Source organism: Streptomyces sp. NPDC048411, assembly GCF_040704695.1.
Lineage (GTDB): Bacteria > Actinomycetota > Actinomycetes > Streptomycetales > Streptomycetaceae > Streptomyces.
In genome coordinates this window covers 48,624-67,743 of sequence record NZ_JBEZKL010000008.1, presented here as the reverse complement: position 1 = coordinate 67,743, position 19,120 = coordinate 48,624, and the positions used below count along the sequence as shown (strand labels likewise).

11 protein-coding genes and 1 pseudogene are annotated in these 19,120 nt (G+C 69.9%); 4 read left to right on the top strand and 8 right to left on the bottom strand.

Annotation, left to right across the window (positions count from 1 at the left end):
* The first annotated feature begins 35 nt into the window (after positions 1–35).
* The 4 genes and pseudogenes from AB0915_RS05200 (at position 36) to AB0915_RS05185 (ending at position 3,930) form a co-directional block, all read left to right on the top strand.
* Positions 36–1,991 carry a hypothetical protein gene (locus tag AB0915_RS05200; protein ID WP_366689794.1) on the top strand — a complete coding sequence of 652 codons (1,956 nt, stop codon included), beginning with the start codon at positions 36–38 and terminating at the stop codon, positions 1,989–1,991.
* Positions 1,992–2,370: 379 nt separating this feature from the next.
* Entirely contained in the window at positions 2,371–2,730 is a 360-nt protein-coding gene (locus tag AB0915_RS05195) for a hypothetical protein (RefSeq protein WP_366689793.1), read from the top strand.
* Between the two features lie 171 nt (positions 2,731–2,901).
* A pseudogene (locus AB0915_RS05190) lies at positions 2,902–3,063 on the top strand (oxidoreductase); the annotation flags it as partial.
* Positions 3,064–3,207: 144 nt separating this feature from the next.
* Positions 3,208–3,930, top strand: a complete 723-nt coding sequence (locus AB0915_RS05185) for a TetR/AcrR family transcriptional regulator (protein ID WP_366689792.1) — start codon at positions 3,208–3,210, stop codon at positions 3,928–3,930.
* Positions 3,931–4,384: 454 nt separating this feature from the next.
* Here the strand turns inward: AB0915_RS05185 and pulA are convergent, their stop codons facing one another.
* From pulA to AB0915_RS05145, 8 genes are all read right to left on the bottom strand, one after another.
* Positions 4,385–9,697 (bottom strand): pullulanase-type alpha-1,6-glucosidase, encoded by a 5,313-nt coding sequence (pulA, locus tag AB0915_RS05180; protein ID WP_366689791.1) that lies wholly within the window; start codon positions 9,695–9,697, stop codon positions 4,385–4,387.
* Positions 9,698–10,097: 400 nt separating this feature from the next.
* Positions 10,098–11,804, bottom strand: coding sequence for a carbohydrate-binding module family 20 domain-containing protein (locus tag AB0915_RS05175; protein ID WP_366689790.1), 1,707 nt, complete (start codon positions 11,802–11,804; stop codon positions 10,098–10,100).
* Between the two features lie 758 nt (positions 11,805–12,562).
* Positions 12,563–12,862, bottom strand: coding sequence for a hypothetical protein (locus AB0915_RS05170; RefSeq protein ID WP_366689789.1), 300 nt, complete (start codon positions 12,860–12,862; stop codon positions 12,563–12,565).
* Positions 12,859–13,878 carry a LacI family DNA-binding transcriptional regulator gene (locus tag AB0915_RS05165; RefSeq protein ID WP_366689788.1) on the bottom strand — a complete coding sequence of 340 codons (1,020 nt, stop codon included), beginning with the start codon at positions 13,876–13,878 and terminating at the stop codon, positions 12,859–12,861. The genes AB0915_RS05170 and AB0915_RS05165 overlap by 4 nt, the downstream gene beginning before the upstream one ends.
* Positions 13,866–15,593, bottom strand: coding sequence for an alpha-amylase family glycosyl hydrolase (locus AB0915_RS05160; RefSeq protein WP_366689787.1), 1,728 nt, complete (start codon positions 15,591–15,593; stop codon positions 13,866–13,868). The genes AB0915_RS05165 and AB0915_RS05160 overlap by 13 nt, the downstream gene beginning before the upstream one ends.
* 106 nt (positions 15,594–15,699) lie before the next feature.
* Positions 15,700–16,584 (bottom strand): carbohydrate ABC transporter permease, encoded by an 885-nt coding sequence (locus tag AB0915_RS05155; protein ID WP_366689786.1) that lies wholly within the window; start codon positions 16,582–16,584, stop codon positions 15,700–15,702.
* Positions 16,581–17,597 carry a sugar ABC transporter permease gene (locus tag AB0915_RS05150; protein ID WP_366689785.1) on the bottom strand — a complete coding sequence of 339 codons (1,017 nt, stop codon included), beginning with the start codon at positions 17,595–17,597 and terminating at the stop codon, positions 16,581–16,583. Before AB0915_RS05150 ends, AB0915_RS05155 begins: the two co-directional genes overlap by 4 nt.
* Positions 17,598–17,618: 21 nt before the next feature.
* Entirely contained in the window at positions 17,619–18,893 is a 1,275-nt protein-coding gene (locus tag AB0915_RS05145; RefSeq protein WP_366689784.1) for an extracellular solute-binding protein, read from the bottom strand.
* Positions 18,894–19,120 lie beyond the last annotated feature (227 nt).

Below are 19,120 nucleotides of genomic sequence, written 5' to 3'. Positions count from 1 at the left end.
GGTGACCATCGCACGATTCGCTCGTTCAGCTGAATGTGCGCCCACTGCCAGAAGTACCGTCCGCCACCGCCCCGGTCGATGTGGAGCAGGCCGAGGCGGCGCTCGCCGAGCACTATCCGCGGCTGGTCCGGCTCGGCTACCTCGTCCTGCCGCCCTCCCTCGGCCGCAGCCGCCGTGTTCTGACGGCGCACTCCCTCGCTCAGCGGTCCCTGCCGCTGGGGCGCCGGACGGCGTTCGCTGCCGACGGCGGAGTCCCTCTACCCCGCCGTCCCGCCGGCGGGACGGCGGTCGACCCGGGCTATGCGCACGTCCGGCAGCAGGTGGTGAACACCGCCCTGGAGGCGGGCCGCCCGCTGCGCCGCCTGGCCTGGCCGCGCCGGTCCCAGCTGCCGCCGCTCCTCCCTCTGGTGTGGGGTCTTCGCCTGTTCCCGCACTCCGGAGGTGCGGACGAACTCGCCCTGGACCAGGCTCTGTCCGCGCTCTCCGGGCCGGCGCGCGCGGCGCACGTCCTGCGCGGCCTGGAGGGCCTCGCGGACGGGGAGGTACGGCAGGTGCTCGCCGCCGCAGGAGTGGCAGACCCGCACGCGGCTCTGACAGAGGCGGACGCGGTGGCGGCGCCGTACGCGCTCCTGGACTCCGCGGAGTTCGACCCCTGTTCCCTGCAGGCCCGCCCACCTGATCTGCTGCGCCGCCGCCGGCGCGCGAAGGCGGCGCTCGCGGCGGTCGCCGCACTCCTGGTGTGCGGGGCGCTGCTGGGGCTTCCGGGCAACGGCTGGGGCCGGGACCTGGCGTCCGCGCCGCTGTACACCCGTAACCCCGCAGCCGAACAGGCCCTGGAACCTGCCGCGTTGCTCAGGGTGCCCCCGGCGTACTGGCAGCGCTCGTCCCGGACCGACTTCACCGCCTGGCCCACCCGCGGCGACCGCACCGACGACACCCGGCTGCTGCGGCGCGCACTCGCCGTCTGGGCGCGTCCAGGCCCCGCCGTCCGGTCGTCCACGACGCCCGGGACGCCGGTCGGGCCGCCGATGGGGCCCCCGCAGCTGCTGTACGCGGGCGAGGTGGGCGCGGCCGCGGTGGTGCTGTTCTACGACGGGCTGCGCATCGTGCGGTACGCGGAGGCACGCGACGCCGATCCGGCACAGGGCGCGGCGCTCGACTTCGCCCGCGTCGACGGTGCGGACGCGTCCTCCGCCGACGCGCTGATCGTGAGCCGTGGCGGCGGCACGGTCCGCTATCTCACGGCTCCCTGGGTGCGGCAGGTGTCCGTACGGGATCTGCTCGCGCCCAGCCGGGCCGCCCGGCCGCTGCACCGCGACCGGAACGGCGTGACCGATGTGCTGGCGAGCCCGCAGACGGCCGGGGACTGCCGGTCCTGGTCCGCCGTCGAAACGCATGACGCCACGGCGACACGTCTGCTGACTGACCTCGGTGAACTCGCCCCGGCCCGGCTGACCTCCGGGTCGCCGTCGACGCCGCACGATGTGTCCGGGCGGGCGGATCGGGAGAGCTGGGCACGGACCGCCTGTCTGCTGACCGCGGTGCGATCGCGCGGAGTGCGCTCGGTGAACTCCTGGCCGTACGCGCGGCAGTGGCTGCCCGAGGGTAACGGCTTCGCGCAGTGGGTGTGCACCCGGGCGGAGACCTGGCGCGGCTCGGGAAGCAGGGTCTTCGCCCAGTTCCAGGGCCCGTCGGCGCAGTCCGCCACCGGTGGTGCGGTGCCGCCCGGGGCGGTGGCGGCGCGTGCGGAGGACTCGCCGGCCTGCGGGGAGCGGGATCCGCGGGTACTGGCGGGCGTGCTGTGGAAGTCGCACGGCGGCCGGTGGTACGTACTTGCTGCGGGCAGCCCGGAGTTCGCCTCGCTGACCACATCGGGCGGGGTGGAGGGCCGGGCGCAGGGGCATCTGCTCGCGGTGCGGGCACGAGCGGGCGACCGGGCGCGGCTGAACGGGCTACTGGCGGACGGCAGGCGGGTGGGCGCTCTGCGCTGACTGCCGCCGTGCCATGTCCCGTGGTGCGCGCCGTGATCCTCCGCTCGGCCGGTTCATGGTGCCCAGCGGCGGACCCTCCGGCGTGCCCGCGGGATCAGGGCGCGCAGTCGCTGCCGAACGTGCGTGCCCCCGATACCGCGGTGGGGAACCTGCAGGTGAGACGGGCGCCGAGGGGCTGATGGCGACGGTCACGGGAGGGGACGGGGGAACGGATGGAGGTCCGCGGATTGCCTACAGGAGTCGGTTCCACGATCGGCGGCATTGCAGCAGATCGGGTGTCTTGGAGCGCGTGGCGCGGCCGTCGACGGTCGTCGGGGGCGACGGTTGCGGTGTCCAATCCGAGCAGGCGCTTCGGCGCCTGCTGCGACAGGAGATTTCTATGCATGTTTCCCGCTTCGCTGCCGCAGCCTGTGTGGCCGCCGTCGTCGTGCTGGGCGGCGCCGGCGCAGCTCAGGCCGCCGCTCCCGGCGCCGCCGGCGGTGTCCACTCCCTGCAGGCCAATGACGGTCGGCACGGGGACAGCGACCGCCGGGACAACGGGCGCTGGGGCCACGACCGCCGGGACGGCTGGCGCTGGGGCCACGACCGCCGGGACGGCTGGCGCTGGGGCCACGACCGCCGGGACGACCGGCGCTGGGGCCACGACCGCCGGGACGGCTGGCGCTGGGGCCACGACTGCCGCGACCACGGGCGCTGGGGCCACGACCAGGACCGGTGCTGGGAGTACCGTTCCCGCTGATCCGGTCCGAACCGCATTATGAACTGGGCCCGTGGCGCCCTCCGTCGAGGAGGAACGCCACGGGCCCGACACGTGCGCCCCGGCTCGGCCGCACAGCCGGCTGGGCGCGGCTGGGAGCGAACTGACGGCAATCGCTGGGCCACGCTCTCGGTTCTGCTGCTTTTCCATGTGCTCGAGATTTGCGGCCCTCGCAACCGCTTCCCGCTCGTCGCCGAAGCCCCCGCGTACGTATTCGTCGCGGGTGGCATCGGCATCACCCCGATCCTTCCGATGCTGCGGGCGGTCGCGGCTTCCGGCGCCGGCCGGCGGCTGCTGTACGGCCGCCGTACGCGCGGGCGAGATCGACCAACGCGACGAACTCCTGACGAATGCGGAGCGCCACGACTCCAAGCTGATCTGTGTGTCGCGGTGCCGGGGGAAACGGCTGGTACTGGACCTTTAGCGGCCCGTTCGTCCCGGCCCGGTTAGGCTGTTGGTATGACGACCGGGGTGCGGCGCAGGATGGGCGTCCATGAGCGCAAACAGCAGCTGATAGGCGTCGCGCTGGAGTTGTTCAGCCGCCGCGCCCCCGACGAGGTCTCCATCGATGAGATCGCAGCCGCGGCCGGGATCTCCCGGCCGCTCGTCTACCACTACTTTCCGGGGAAACAGAGCCTGTACGAGGCGGCGCTGCGGCGGGCGGCCGACGAGCTGGCGGGACGGTTCGTTGAGCCGCGTGAAGGGCCCCTGGGGGCACGGCTGTTGCGGGTCATGGGGCGGTTCTTCGACTTCGTGGACGAGCACGGGCCCGGGTTCTCCGCGCTCATGCGGGGCGGACCCGCAGCCGGGTCGTCGACGGCGAACGCGATGATCGACGGGGTGCGGCAGGCGGCGTACGAGCAGATCCTCGCCCACCTGGGGGTGGAGAAGCCCCCGGCGCGGCTGGAGTTGGTCGTACGGTCGTGGGTGTCGCTGGCCGAGTCGACGGCGTTGATCTGGCTGGACGGGCGGCGGATTCCGCGCGCGGAACTGGAGATGCAGCTGGTGCACGACTTCGCGGCGCTGGCCGCGGTCAGCGCGGCGTACGACGCGGAGACGGCCGGCATCGTGCTGCGGGTCCTCGCCGAGGAGCCGGTCGACGGGCCGTTCGGAGATCTGCTGGCGCGACTCTCCGCCTTCTCGCCCGCCGTGCCGGCTGTGCCCTCGCTGCGGTTGCCGTAAGAGGCCGGTGCAGTCGGCGCTTGCGGTAGGACGGGTCCAGGTCGCGGGTCTCGGCCGAGGCGTGGACCGTGCCCTGGCGCACTGCTCGCCTAGGGCGTGTTTCGAAAGGAGCGCCGTCCGCCCGTAGGGCGGGCCTGGCGGCGTCTGGTGCGTGCGATCGCAAGGCGGAGGGTCGCCCCGACACTGGGCGTATCGGGGCGAGCCCGACAACGCGGCGAGCGTGCGTGCCAGGCGTCGCCAGGCAGGCGGGACTTTCGAAACACGCCCCAGGTGCCGGGCCGCCGGGTAGTCACCCTGCACCGTCACCGTGACGTGAAGCCGGGTCCGCGGCGCGGGCCCGGTCCTTGATGAGGTGGTGGGAGGGAAGCGCCCGGGAGTGTGCGATGCGGCTCACTCCCCGGCGGCTGCCCTCAACGTAGTCCGGTACGGGTCACCCAACGTAGTCCGGTACGGGTCACCGCAGGGAGAACACGGCCACCGTGCGTCCCGGGACGGTGAAGCTTCCCGAACTCCTCTCGTACGAGGCCTTCTTGACAGTGGAGTCCGCCCCTGCAGCCTGGACGGGGTGCAGGGCGTAGTCCTTCCCGGCCAGATCGGCGATCTGCTGGTGCTCGGTGCCGGGGGTCGCGTTGAGGACGATCACCAGCTTCCCGAGGCGCATGGTGATGACCCCGGGCGTCTCGTCCTTCCCGGAGAGCGGGAACGACAGAGCGGACTGCACCTGCTCGGTGGTGGAGAGGTCGAACTCCTCCTCGGTCGTGCGGATGGTGAGCAGGTCCTGGTACGCGGCGGACGCGCCGTCGATCTGTGCGCAGCCGGGGCTGAGCGAGGTGGCGGTCAGTAGAGGCCTGGCATAGGACCACTTGGCCTTGTTGTCGGCCGCGAGCGGCAGTCCGCGGCCGAACCCGTTGCCGTCCCGGCAGTCCCAGTGCAGTGCGTTGAACCAGTCGCCGCTGTCGTACGAGTTGCGGTCCAGCGACTTGGAGCGCAGCAGGTCCGTGCCCGCCTGGGAGAGCGACGGGCCCTGCGAGAGTGTGGCGGTCGCCATCGCCAGGACCTGCATCCTGGCCCGGTCGGTGGCCGAGGTGCCCGCCGGGAGCTTGAAAGCGAGGGCGTCGTACAGCGTCTCGTTGTCGTGGGCGTCGGCGTAGGCGAGGGCGTCGCCGGGAACCGCGGCGTATCCGGCGGGGGCCCCGTTGTAGTCGACGCCGGAGCCCTTGACCGTACGGCCCGAGGAGTCGGTGAAGGTGTAGTCGGCGAGGTTGCCGGTCAGGCCGACCTTGATCAGATCCTGGTAGTGGAGCAGCCGGGCCTTCTGTTCGGCCGGGGTGCCGTTGGCGGTCGAGGTGTTGGGGTCGGTGTAGAGGCCGCTGGCGAAGCCCTGAACACCGGGGTCCTCGTCGAACGGGCTGCCGCCTCGGGCGGCGTCCCTGGCCCGGTCGGAGAAGGTGGCGATGCCGGTGCCGGCCATGTTCTTCTGGGTGGCCTGGACGAAGCGGGCGTCGTCGGCGATCTCACCGAAGTTCCAGCCCTCCCCGTACAGGATGATCTTCTTCCCGTCGACGCCGTCCTTGGCCACGGTCAGCGCGTCGAGCGCCTTGCGGACGGCGAGGATGTTGGCCTTCGGGTGGTGGCCCATCAGGTCGAAGCGGAAGCCGTCGACCTTGTACTCCTTGGCCCATGTGACGATCGAGTCGACGACGAGCTTGCCCATCATGGTGTTCTCGGGCGCGGTGTTGGCGCAGCAGGTGGACGTGGCGACGGTGCCGTCGTCCATGAGCCGCTGGTAGTAGCCGGGCACGATCCGGTCGAGGACGGACTTGTCGTCCTGGCCGGAGGCGACGGTGTGGTTGTAGACGACGTCCATGACGGTCCGCAGTCCGGCGCCGTTCAGCCCCTGGACCATCTGACGGAACTCGACGGTGCGCTTGGTGCCGTTCGGGTCGGAGGCGTACGAGCCCTCGGGGACGGTGTAGTGCAGCGGGTCGTACCCCCAGTTGAACCCGTCGTTCGCGGCGGCCTTCGCCACGCAGGCCTGCTGCTCCTCGGAGTCGGGGGCGTACACGGACAGGTCGCAGGCGGGCTTCTGCTGGTCCGACTTCTTCTCGGGGATGGTGCCGATATCGAAGGCGGGCAGCAGATGGACGTAGCTCGTGCCGGAGTCGGCGAGCTCCTTGAGGTGCTTCATCCCGTCGGAGCGGGTGTCGGTGAAGGCGAGGTATTCGCCGGGGTGCCGGGACGTGGGGTCCGCGATCGAGAAGTCGCGGATCTGCAGCTCCTGGATCTGGGCGTCGCGCAGCGGGACGGCGGCGGGCTTCCTCAGCCCGGTCCAGCCCTTCGGTGCGAGGCCCGGGGCGTCGAGGTCGACGACGAGGCTGCGGGCGGAGTCGGTGGTCAGGGCGGTGGAGTACGGGTCGGTGACCTTGTTGGTGACGATCTTCTGGACGGTGGGCGCCCACACCTTCACCGCGAAGCGGTACGGCTTGCCGGTCCACTTCGCGGTGCCGGTGACCGACCAGACGCCGGTGCGGTCGTCGCGCCGCATCGGGACGCTCGTGCCGTCGAGTTCCAGGGCGACGGTCTGCGCGGTGGGCGCCCAGACGGAGAGCGTGGGCCGACCATGGTCGAAGACCGGGCCGAGCGCGGCGGTGCTCGCGTTCTTCCCGTACAGGTCGTCGAGCACACCTGCGCTCTGTACGCCGGTGGCGGCGAGCAGGGCGCCGTTGGCTGCACGCTGGGTGGCGATCAGCTGGCCGCGCAGCGCCTCGCGGACCCGGTCCCGGTCACGCGGGTCGACGGTGAAGGCCGAATAGTCCTTGAGGTGTGGGTACGTCGACTTCTGCGCGTCGGTCAGCGCGGACGGGCTGAGCCGCAGCCACTGCCCCTCGTCGGTGAGGGCGCCGTCGACGACGGAGATCCCGCCGTCCTTCGCGTAGACGAGCTGCTGACTGGTGGCGTCGGTGGCCTTCACCTTCCAGACCACGGTGTCGGAGTCGATCCATTGCGCCTCGGCCTTGGTGAGGTCGGTGGTGGGCGTACCGCCGGTCTGCGGCAGCAGGTAGCCGGGCCGTCCGGCGACCATCCACACCTCGTGGTCGTACGTGGCGAGGTCGAGGGACTGGTCGCTGGGGAGGTCCTTCTCGTCGCCCTTGTGGAGGATGTAGCTGAGCGAGGTGGCCCCGTCGGTGAGCGGAACCTCGAAGGTGACGCCGTAGGCGTCCTTCTTCACCGGCTGGAGCGGCTTCGCCCAGTCGGTGGGGTCCTTCGCGCCGGTCCAGGTGTGCAGTCCCCAGCCGTCGTAGTCGCCGTCGGCGCGGTGGTAGTGCAGGACGGCCTTCGTCCTGTCCTGCGCCGGGTAGGCGCCCTCGGGGGCCGTGTCCGACTGGCCGTCCTTGCCCTGCTCGATCCAGACCTGCCCGGTCTTCGCGAGCTCGACGGTGCGCTGCGGGCCGTCGGCCGTGCCGTCCTTCTCGACCGTGTACGGGACGGAGGGGGTGCCCTCGTCCAGCTTGATCCAGGCAAAGGCGCCGTAGGCGTCGCGCCCGGTGAACTCGGCGGACTTGTCGCCGGACTCGATCGTCCAGCCGTCGTAGTCGCCGTCCGCGCGCTTGTAGTGGACGACGGCGTAGTCGCGCTCGACGGCGACGGGCTTCTCGGCCGCCGGGGCCTGGCCCGCGGTCGTCGAGGCGAGGGCGCTCGCAGTGCGTCCGGCCCGGTCGACCACAACGGCCTTGTAGCGCAGCGGCGTTCCCGCCGCCACGGTGTCGTCCAGGTGCTGGGTGATCTTGTACGGGGCATGGTCGGCGGAGCCGAGAGTGACCCACGCGCCATTGCCGGCCTGGGCGGCGAAGACGACCCGGTTCAGCGATCCTCCGTCGGTGTCCGCGGAGATCTCGACAGTGCCGGTGGCTCCGGCGGCGGGCGCCTTCAGCGTGATCGAGGGCTTGGCGGCCGGGGCACCCAGGGGCTTCTCGGCGCGCAGCACGACGCTGGAGAGGGCGGGCACGGTGACGGTGATCTTCTTGTCGGAGCCGCTGCGGACGGTACCGAAACCGCCGTACAGCGTACGGAAGTTCATGGCGGCCGACTCGGTGGCCAGCTCGACGGTCTTCGCCTCGGCGCCGTTGTTGGTGGCGACGACGTACTCGTTGGTGAGCTTGGGGTCCGTACGGGAGAACGCGTAGACGGAGCCTTCCGCGTACCGCTCGGTCTGGACGCCGTCACGCAGGGCCGGGTTCTCCTTGGTCAGCTCGGAGAGTGCGGCAATGTTCCGGTACAGCGGGTGGCCGGTGTCGTACGCGTCGGAGGCGTGCGTACGGTCGGTGCCCAGTTCGTCGTCGTCGAGGTAGTCGGCGGTCTTCGAGGCGAACATGGTCTGGCGGGCGTCCTTGTCGCCGCCCGCGCCGGTGAAGCCCTGCTCGTCGCCGTAGTAGATGACGGGGTTGCCGCGGCTGAGAAACATCAGCTCGTTGGCGAGGCGGGCCCGGTCGACCAGCTCGGCGTCGTCGGCCTTCGGGTTGTCCTGCTTCAGGAACGCGCCGATGCGGCCCATGTCGTGGTTACCGAGGAAGGTCACCTGCTCATAGGCATTGGCCTTGTCGGTGGTGTACCGGTAGTCGTCGCCGAAGACAGCGGCGAGCTTCGAGGCCGGAGCGCCCTGCGAGGCGTACTGCCGGGCCGCTTCCTGGAACGGGAAGTCGAGCGTCGCGTCGAGCCGGCCCCGGGTGACGTAGGGGGAGGTAATGGCGGTGTCGGCGGAGTAGACCTCGCCGAACATGAAGAAGTCGTGACGTCCGCGCCGGTCCGCGTAGGCGTCGAGGGCGGTCGCCCACTGGGTCCAGAAGTCCAGGTCGACGTGTTTGACCGTGTCGATCCGGAAGCCGTCGATATCGAAGTCACGGACCCACTTCTCGTAGATCTTCTCCATGCCGGAGACGACCTCGGGCCGCTCGGTCCACAAGTCGTCGAGCCCGGAGAAGTCGCCGTACGTGGTGGACTCGCCGGCGTACGTCGAGTCGCCGCGGTTGTGGTACATCGTCGGGTCGTTGAGCCACGACGGGACCTTCGTGCCGGTGCTCCTCGGGGTGTACGGGAAGGAGTCGGCGTCGACCTTCGCCAGGCCCTTGCTGTCGTCGAAGGGGCGGCCGTCCCTGTCGAGGTACGGGTAGGCACCCTTCGGCTTGTAGCCGTACTTCTTCTCGGCGTAGTCGATGGTGTCCGCGGTGTGGTTGGTGATGACGTCGAAGAAGACCTTCATGCCCTTGGCGTGGGCCCTGTCGATCAGCTTCGACAGGTCGGCGTTGGTGCCGAAGTGCGGGTCGACCTGGGTGAAGTCGGTGATCCAGTAGCCGTGGTAGCCGGCCGAGGCATCCTTGCCGGTGCCCTGGACCGGGCGGTTCTTGAAGATCGGGGCGAGCCAGATGGCGGTGGTGCCGAGATCCTTGATGTAGTCGAGCCGGCTGGTCAGGCCCTTGAGGTCACCGCCCTGGTAGAACCCCTTGTCCGTGGGGTCGTAACCGGTCTCCAGGCGCGAACCGGTAAGTCCGCCGCGGTCGTTGGCGGTGTCTCCATTGGCGAACCGGTCGGGCATGACGAAGTAGAACTGCTCGCGGGTCAGGTCGTGCCGGGCCGGCTCGGCGGCGAGCCGGGCGTCGGACGGCGGGCCCGGGGGTCTCGGCGCGGCGGAGGTGGCTGCCGCCGGGACGACGGGGAGGAGCGCGGCGCACAGTGCGGCTACGGCTCCCCGTCGGAGGGAGGTACGGGACACGGGTGGAGTCTCCTTGGGTCTACGGGTTACCAGGCGTGGACGGACTTGTTGGGCGGGCCGGGGGGCGGGGGTCCACCAGGGCGTCTCCTCGGACGCCGCAGACTCCCCGACACCGCGGGGGAACCGTGCACTTACTGCGTCGTCCTGCGGGGATCGCCCTGGTGCACCCCCGCCCCGGGGCGCCCGTAGGCCTCCGTGCCGGACGACGATGTCCTGTCGGCCGGTGCGCCGGGAGGGGACGTATCGGGGCGGTCCCCGCAGGGTGACGCAGCAAGAGGGGGGTTCGCGCACGGTGTCGGGGAATCTGCGGCACCCGAGGAGACACCCCGATGCGGCACCGACCCCGGTTCAGCCCCCGGACCGGGACGACGTGGTCGGCCGCCCCGGTCCGGGGAGGACCTCAGCTTCGCCAGACGTCGCTCGTCAGCGACACCTTGCCGGTCGACGGCACCGTCGCCGTGCGGTTGGCGCCGCTCTCCCAGGTGACGGCGCCGCTCGCGTCCTTGCGGATGTACTTGTACTCGAACGACGTCCCGGCGGGCATGCCCACATCGAGCTTCCAGACCGGGTACGTCGCCGGGTCCAGCTTGAGCGCGCTGTCGGTGTTCCAGTTGCCGAGCGCGGACTGGTTGCCGACGACGTAGATGTTCTGGCCGAGCTGGGTGGTGGCGTTGACGCCGAAGGAGGCTCCGGAGGTGCTGGTGTCCGGGTCCGTCGTGCCGCCGCCCGCGCAGGTACGGGCGTTCACCTGGAGCGCGAGGGCTGTGTTGGCGCCGAGTGTCGCGGTGAACCGGCCGGAACCGTCGACGCTCACGCCGTTGCCGGACTGGATGTCGCAGTAGTCACCGGCGGGCAGCGACGTCTGGAAGGTACGGGTCAGCGACGAGCTCTCGTGGTTGATGGCGACGTACGCCTTGGCGCCGCGGCCGAACGCGATCTGGTCTCGGCCGTTGTCCCACCAGTTGGTGACGGCCCCACCGCGTGCGGTGTTGCGGAAACCGACCATGGAGGAGATCTGCGGCCAGGCGTGCTGGCACTTCCAGCCGTCGCTGTAGCAGGCGTTGACCGTGCCACCGTTGGGTGGCCCCGCGTCCTTGTCGGACCACTCGTAGCCGGAGTGGACGTCGGGCGAACCGTACGGCCAGGCCAGCATGAAGACGTTGGCGAGGGTGTAGTTGGCACCGTCCTTGTAGTTCAGCGTGTCGCCGCCGCGCTCGGTGTCGTGGTTGTCGACGAAGACCGCGGTCTTCGAGGACGCCATGAAGCCCCAGCCCTCGCCGAAGTTCTTCAGATTGGCGAGGTTCTCGTTGTTGAAGACCTGCTTGAGGCTGCGGGCGTAGCGGAACTCCTGGACGTCCCCCGTGCCGGTGTACTCGTCGGGCTGGACGGCCTCGCCCGCGCCGTAGATCGCCTCCTGCTTCCAGTAGACGCCGGGGTTGCTCAGCCGCGACTTGATGTTGGCGAGGTCGGCCGCGGGGATGTGCTTGGCGGCGTCGATGCGGAAGCCGTCGACTCCGAGGGAAAGCAGGTCGTTGAGGTATCCGGCGATCTTGCCGCGGACGTAGTCCTCACCGGTGTCGAGGTCGGCGAGCCCGACGAGTTCGCAGTTCTGAACGTTGGCACGGTTCTGGTAGTTGCTGATCTGCGCGGTGCAGTCGTCCATGTCGTACGAGGAGTACAGGCCGGGGTAGTTGTACTTCGTGTACGAGGAGCCGCCGGTGCCGGTGCCGGATCCTGCCGCCATGTGGTTGATGACGGAGTCGGCGACGACCTTGACGCCCGCGCTGTGGCAGGTGCTGATCATCCGGGCGAAGGCGGTGCGGTCGCCGAGCCGTCCTGCGATCTTGTAGCTGACGGGCTGGTACGAGGTCCACCACTGGCTGCCCTGGATGTGTTCCTGCGGCGGCGAGACCTGTACGTAGCCGTAGCCGGCGGGACCGAGGGAGTCCGTGCACGCCTTCGCGACGGAGTCGAACTTCCACTCGAAAAGGACTGCGGTGACGTCCTTGTCGCCCGGCGTGGAGGCCTGGGCGGTCGTGGTGGGGGTCACGAGAGCGGCGACGCCTGCTATCAGGGCGAGCGCTGCAGACAGGTGTCTGCGTGCCATGTCTTTCCTCCTGCTGTGGGGGAAATGCGGGTGACGGTGCAGCCTCACATGGCAACGCGCCCTGCCCTCAAGGCTCCTGAAGGTTCTTGCTGCAAGAATGCAAACCTTGCCGCGGGGGAGACCGTACGAGTCCGTCAGGTTCCGGTCAACCCCTTGGACACCGCCCGCTCACATCGGCGAAATGCTGCAGTTTTCTTTCTGCAAGATCTTACGCAAAACATTGCAGCGCTGTTACGTTTCTCCCGACTCCGGTCCGGCCGGTCGGGGGTCCCGGTAACCCGGGCCCCACGCGCCCGGCCGGCCGGGCCGGTCACGGACAAGAGAGGCACCGGGAGCCGCTCACTCCCCGCCGTCGCCCCCGTGGAAACCACTCACCCACACCAACCCCCACGCCCCCGGCCCCGTCCACCCCGTACCCGGATGACCGCCGTCGCCCCCGTGGAAACCACTCACCCACACCAACCCCCCACGCCCCCGGCCCCGTCCGCCCCGCACCCGGATGACCGCCGTCGCCCCCGTGGAAACCACTCACCCACACCAACCCCCCACGCCCCCGGCCCCGTCCGCCCCGTACCCGGATGACCGCCGTCGCCCCCGTGGAAACCACTCACCCACACCAACCCCCACGCCCCCGGCGCGCGTTCGGCCTCGGCGATCAGGCAGCCGATCTCGGCCCCGGTCGCGCGGCGCGCTTCGGGGTTCGGCGCAGGGCCACCCGAATTCCCCACGCCCGAACAGATGCAAGGCTGCTGGAGGGGCTACGCACGGATCGGTTCCACTTCGGCCCGCTTACCCGCCGAGCCCAGGTGGGACAGCAGGTCGCGGATGTCGTCCGGGTCCGAGGTGAGAACCACTGCCCCTGTATCCGCCGCAATCACTGCGACGGCATCGTCAACGGGGTCGGAGATGCCGGAGCGGCCAAGGAGCTCCCCCACGCTCCGGGCCAGCCCCTGGTCCAGGTCCGCAACATCACAGCCCTTCAGCAGTCGGTCCAGCTGGGCCTGGCGGTGCCTTACTGATGTCCCCTGCGCGGCGCCATGCCGAGCGGCCGGCTTCACCGCTCTGAGTGACGCCGGGCCGTCGACCCCCGTACCACCAGCTCCGGCTGGAACACGTACTCCGTTCGCTGCACCGGGTTGCCGCCGATCTCCTCCAGCAGCGCGCCCACCGCCGCCGTCGCCATCGCCTGGACCGGCTGGCGGACCGTGGTCAGTGGCGGGTCGGTGAACGGGATCAGCGGGGAGTCGTCGAAGCCGACCACCGACACGTCCCGCGGCACGTCGAGACCGCGCTCGCGTGCCGCGCGGATCACGCCGAGGGCCATCATGTCGCTGCCGCAGACGATGCCGGTGCAGCCGGCGTCCAGCAGCTCGGCGGCGGCCGCGTGGCCGCCCTCGACGCTGAAGATGGTGTGGCGCACGAGACGGCCGGCGTCCGGGCCCGTTGCGTCGAGGAATCCCTCCGTCTTGCGGCGCGAGGGGACGTAGCGCAGGGGGCCGACCGCGAGGCCGATGCGCTCATGGCCGAGGTCGGCGAGATGGCGTACGGCGATGCGCATCGCCATCTGGTCGTCGGGCGAGACGAAGGGGGCATCGATGCGCTCGTTGTAGCCGTTGACGAGGACGAAAGGGACCCCGCGCGCAGCGAGGCGGTCATAGCGCGCGGGGTCGGCTGTGGTGTCGGCATGCAGGCCGGAGAGGAACACGATGCCGCTGACGCCGGTCTCCTCCAGTTGCTCGACGAGTTCGTCCTCGGTGGCCCCGCCGGGGACCTGGGTGCACAGCACCGGCGTATAGCCGTACCCGGCGAGGACCTGCTCGATGACCTGGGCGAACGCGGGGAAGATCGGGTTGGTGAGCTCGGGGATCACCAACCCGATCAGCCCGGCGCTGCGCTGCCGCAGCCGTACGGGCCGTTCGTAGCCGAGTACGTCGAGGGCGGCGAGCACCCGCTGCCGGGTGGCGGTGGAGACGCCCGGCTTGTTGTTCAGCACCCGGCTGACGGTTGCCTCGCTGACCAAGGCATGTGCCGCTATGTCCGCCAGCCGAAGGGGTGCGGCTGTCACACCGTCCACCACACCGTGCTGTCCGCGGGTAGTTCGATGATGCCGTCGGCCGTGGTCACGGGCGTGCTGGCCATAAGGACAACGCCGGGCGCAGGGATCCGCACGGCCGCACCGGTCGTGTTGGCGGTGCACATGAAGCCGTCGCGGGCGAAAGCCAGCACGCCCTCGGGCGCGTCCAGCCAGGTCACGTCCGAGCCCGCGCCCAGCCCCGGATGTTCGCGGCGCGCGGCGAGGGCGGCGCGGTAGAGCTCCAGGGTGGAGTCGGGGTCACCGGTCTGCGCCTCGACGCTCAGCTCGGACCAGGTCGAAGGCTGCGGCAGCCAACTGCCGCCGCTGCCGAAGCCGTACGAGGAGCCGGTCCGCGCCCACGGGATCGGCACCCGGCAGCCGTCGCGGAAGCCGTCCTGGCCCTCGGCGCGGAAGAACGACGGGTCCTGGCGGACCTCGTCGGGCAGGTCGGTGACGTCGGGCAGGCCGAGCTCCTCGCCCTGGTAGACGTACGCGGAGCCGGGCAGCGCCAGCATCAGCAGGGTGGCGGCGCGGGCCCGGCGCAGGCCGAGCTCGCGGTCGCCGGCGGTGCGGATCTGGGTGCCGAGGCCGGGCGGGTTGGCGAACCGGGTGGCGTGCCGCGTGACGTCGTGGTTGGAGAGCACCCAGGTGGTGGGGGCGCCGACCGGGCGCATCGCGTCCAGCGAGGTGTCGATGACCTTGCGGAGCTCGGCGGCGTCCCAGGCAGTGGAGAGGTACTGGAAGTTGAACGCCTGGTGCATCTCGTCGTGGCGCACGTAGTTGGCGGTGCGCTCGACGGTGGGGGTCCAGGCCTCGGCGACGAGGATCCGCCCGCCCGTCTCCCACCACCGCCCTTCTGACGAAGGCCCTTCGGGCCCCTTTTCTACGGAGTACTCGTCGAGGATGGTGCGCCAGGAGCGGTAGATCTCGTGCACCCCGTCCTGGTCGAAGAACGGCATGACGTCGTTGCCGAGCAGCTTGAGCTGGTCGTGGGTGCCGAGGTCGGGCAGGCCCTCGGCCTTGACGAGGCCGTGGGCGACGTCGACGCGGAAGCCGTCCACGCCCATGTCGAGCCAGAACCGCAGGATGGAGCGGAACTCGTCGGCGACGGCCGGGTGTTCCCAGTTGAAGTCGGGCTGCTCGGGCGCGAAGAGGTGGAGGTACCAGTCGCCCGGGGTGCCGTCCGGGTCGGTGGTCCGGGTCCAGGCGGGGCCGCCGAAGATGGACTCCCAGTCGTTCGGCGGGAGTTCACCGTCCGCGCCCTTGCCGGGGCGGAAGTGGTAGCGCTCGCGCAGTGCGGAGCCGGGGCCCTCGGCAAGGGCGCGCTTGAACCACTCGTGCTGGTCGGAGGAGTGATTGGGCACCAGGTCGACGATGATCCGCAGGCCCAGGTCGTGAGCGTCCCGGATCAGCCCGTCGGCATCCAGCAGCGTGCCGAACATCGGGTCGATGGCGCGGTAGTCGGAGACGTCGTATCCCGCATCCGCCTGCGGCGACGCGTAGAACGGGCTGAGCCAGACCGCATCGACGCCGAGGTCCTTGAGGTACGGGAGTCTGTCGCGTACGCCTGCGAGATCGCCCATGCCGTCGCCGTTGCCGTCGGCGAAGCTTCGTGGATAGACCTGGTAGATCACCGCGTCCTGCCACCAGCCGGTGCGGTGGCCCGGAGCGTCGTCGGACGTGCCGGTGGAGGGGGCAGCGAGGTGCTGGGTCATGTCGTCCCTGAGGTGTCTGGGTGGGGAGCGGCGCCGGGACCGGGTTGGGGATCCGGCGCCGCCGTGACGTGGTGCGTGCGGTCGTACGGTCGTGCTGCTGCGGACGTCAGCCCTTGACGGCTCCGGCGGACATGCCGGTCACCAGGTGACGCTGGGCAAAGAGGAAGACCAGGGCCGCGGGTATCGCGATGAGCACGGACGCGGCGGTCATCGGCCCCCACTGGGCTCCGTACTGGTTGACGAACTTCTGCAGTCCGCCGGCGAGCGTGAGGTTCTCGTCGCCGACCATGAAGGCGGAGGCGTACGCCACTTCGCCCCAGGCGGTGATGAAGGAGTAGAACGCGGTGACAGCGAGGCCGGGCTTGGCGAGCGGCAGGATCAGCCGCCAGAACGTGCCGAACGGGGTGAGGCCGTCGACCTGCCCCGACTCGTCGATCTCGCGCGGGATGGTGTCGAAGAAGCCCTTCATCATCCAGGCGCAGAACGGCACCGCGATGGTGAGGTACGTGATGACGAGGCCGGCGGGCTGGTTGAGCAGTCCCAGGCCCGACATGATGTTGTAGATCGGCACGATGAGGACGGCGACCGGGAACATCTGGGTGATCAGCAGCGTCCACATCAGCCCGCGCTTGCCGGGGAACCGGAAGCGGCTGACGGCGTAGCCGGTGGTGGCGGAGACGAAGACGCCGAGGACGGTGGTGAGCCCGGCGATGAGCAGGGAGTTGCCGAACCAGGTCAGGAACTCGGTGTCCTTGATCAGGTTCGTGTAGTTCTCGAACGTGGTCTCTTTGAAGAAGTCCGTGGTGGTGGCGTACGCGGCGGGCTTCAGCGAGGTCAGCAGGACCCACAGCACGGGGAACACGGCGATGACGGACGCCACGATCAGCGTGAGGTGCAGTCCGACGGAGGCGAGCGGCGAGCGTTCGCCGCGGAGCCGGACCTTGGCCTTGCGCGCCGAGTGGCGCGCGGTGGGCGCGGGGGCGGTGGTCACCAGTTATCTCCCTGCGTGCGGAGGACTCGCCGGTAGACCGCGGCGAAGAGCATCAGGAGGACGAGGATCAGCACGCCCCACGTGGAGGACTGCGCGAAGTCGCGCGGGCTGATCTCGAAGGAGAACTTGTACGCCTGGGTGACCAGGATCTGGGTGGCCTCGCCGGGTCCGCCGCGGGTCAGCAGGAAGATCACCGGGAACATGTTGAAGGTCCAGATGGTCGACAGCAGGATCACCGTGGTGGACACCGGCCGCAGCCCGGGCAGCGTGATGTGGCGGAACCGCTGCCAGGCGGTGGCGCCGTCCATCTCGGCGGCCTCGTACTGCTCGCTGGGGATGGACTGCAGACCGCCGAGCAGGGCGACCATCATGAACGGCACGCCGAGCCAGACGTTGACGGCGATGACGGAGAACTTCGCCCAGGTCGGGTCGTTCAGCCACGGGATGCCGTCGATACCGGCACCGGAGAGGATCTTGTTGAGCAGCCCGCGGTCCTCGTTGTAGAGGAAGCGCCAGGCGAAGACGGAGACGAAACCGGGAATGGCCCAGGGCAGGATCAGCGCCATCCGGTACGCGGAGCGGCCGGCGATCCGGCGGTTGAGGATGTTGGCGAGGGCCATGCCGAGGGCGAAGGTGATGCTCACACAGGAGACCGTCCACACCAGGGTCCACCCGAGCGTGCCGAGGAACTGGTCGCCCGTGAGCGCGTCGGTGTAGTTGTCCAGACCGACGAACTTGTACGTCGCGGGCATGTGGTTGACGCCGATGGACCGTTCGACGTTGCGCTCATTGGCGTCCGTCATCGACAGGTAGATGCCCCGGACCAGGGGGTAGCCGATGATCACGCCGATGACGACGACGACCGGGGCGACCATCGTCCAGGCGTACCAGTGGGTCGACAGCGCCCGCCGGAGCCGGCTCGGCGGTGGAGGGTTACCAGTACCGCGGCTGCGGCCGCGGGCGACGTCGTCGCCCGCGGCCTTCGCCACCGACTGGCTGGTGTGGACAGCCATCAGTCGGCCTGCCTTCCTGAGTTACTTCCAGCCCTTGAGGAGCTTGCGGTAGGAGTCACCGGTGGACTTGGCGCCCTTCTCCGGAGTGGTCTGGCCGGTCAGGACCTTGGTGTACTCGGTGACGAGCGGGGCGAAGAGGCTGCCGGTCTCCGGGATCCAGGGACGCTCGACGGCGGTGTCGACGACCGGCTTGAAGAAGGTGACGATCTCGTTGTCGACGACCTCTTCCCTCGTGTAGGCGGAGGTACGGGTCGGCAGGAGGTTCAGCTCCTTGGTGACCTTGGCCTGGGTCTCCGCGGACGTCATGTAGTCGACGAAGGCGTAGGAGGCGTCGAGGTTCTTGGAGCCCGCGTAGACGGCCAGGTTGTGACCACCCTGCGGGGCACCCTGCCCGGCGGAGCCGGCCGGGACCGGGGCGACGCCCAGGTTGGCCTTGTCCTTGAACTCCTTGCCGGCGTAGGTGTCGGCGACGGCCCACGGGCCGTTGATCATCATGGCGACCTTGCCGTCCTTGAAGGACGACTGCATGTTCTCCCAGCCGTCCGTCGCGTCGGTCTTGGCCGCACCGGAGTCGACGAGGTCCTTGACGACCTTCATCGCCTTGACGCCATCGGCGTTGTCGACGGTGACGGACTTGGTGGACGCGTCGACGAGGTCGCCGCCCTCGCCGTACAGGAAGGACAGGAACCAGTACGCGTCGTCGCCGCGCAGGTACAGACCGGTCTTGCCGGTCTTGTCCTTGATCTTCTTGGAGACGGTCTTCAGCTGGGCGATGGTCGTGGGGACCTCGACGCCGGCCTCCTTGAAGATCTTCTTGTTGTAGAAGATGCCCATGGAGTCGATGACCTGCGGCACCGCGTACGTCTTGCCCTTGTACTTGGTGGAGGCCGCGGCCTGCTTCAGGAAGTCGTCCGGCTTCTGCAGCGCGGGGGTGCCGTCGAGCGGGGCGAGGTAGCCGAGGTCCGCGAACTCAGGGGTCCAGGCGACCTCGGAGCGGATCACGTCGGGGGCGCCGGAGCCGGACTGGGCAGCGTTCTTGAACTTGTTCTGCGCCTCACCGAAGGGCACGTTGACGTACTTGACGTCCACCTTCGGGTGCTTCTTCTCGAAGTCCTCGGCGATCTTCTTGAAGACCTTGTCCTCGCTGCCCACCGTGGAGGTGTCCCACCAGGTCACGGTCCCGGAGAGCTCGCCCGAGCCCTTGCTGGTGCCGTCGGACTTGTCGTCACCGCCGCAGGCGGTCGCCGCGAGCGCCAGGGCCGCGACCAGGGCGGTGGCCGTTATGCCACGTCGCATCTGTGAACTCCTTCAACTGCCGTACCGCTCCGTCGCGGCGCCGGGTCGACGTGAACGTAACAAGGATGCAAGAAGGCCGAAAGTCCTTGCGGAAGATTTCTGCAAGCTTCGGCGATCGTTACATTCACGTGTCCTCAAGGTTGCCGTCAAGCCTCTTGACGCGACCGCCCCAGCCCGACAGGAAAAGGCACAGGCGGCGGATTCCGCAGTGCGACGATCCGACCGCG

What these genes read in the sequence shown, in the direction of transcription:
- AB0915_RS05160 (WP_366689787.1), bottom strand. Translation starts at nt 15,593, where the DNA reads ATGACCCAGCACCTCGCTGCCCCCTCCACCGGCACGTCCGACGACGCT.
- AB0915_RS05195 (WP_366689793.1), top strand. Translation starts at nt 2,371, where the DNA reads ATGCATGTTTCCCGCTTCGCTGCCGCAGCCTGTGTGGCCGCCGTCGTC.
- AB0915_RS05175 (WP_366689790.1), bottom strand. Translation starts at nt 11,804, where the DNA reads ATGGCACGCAGACACCTGTCTGCAGCGCTCGCCCTGATAGCAGGCGTC.
- AB0915_RS05150 (WP_366689785.1), bottom strand. Translation starts at nt 17,597, where the DNA reads ATGGCTGTCCACACCAGCCAGTCGGTGGCGAAGGCCGCGGGCGACGAC.
- AB0915_RS05145 (WP_366689784.1), bottom strand. Translation starts at nt 18,893, where the DNA reads ATGCGACGTGGCATAACGGCCACCGCCCTGGTCGCGGCCCTGGCGCTC.
- AB0915_RS05185 (WP_366689792.1), top strand. Translation starts at nt 3,208, where the DNA reads ATGACGACCGGGGTGCGGCGCAGGATGGGCGTCCATGAGCGCAAACAG.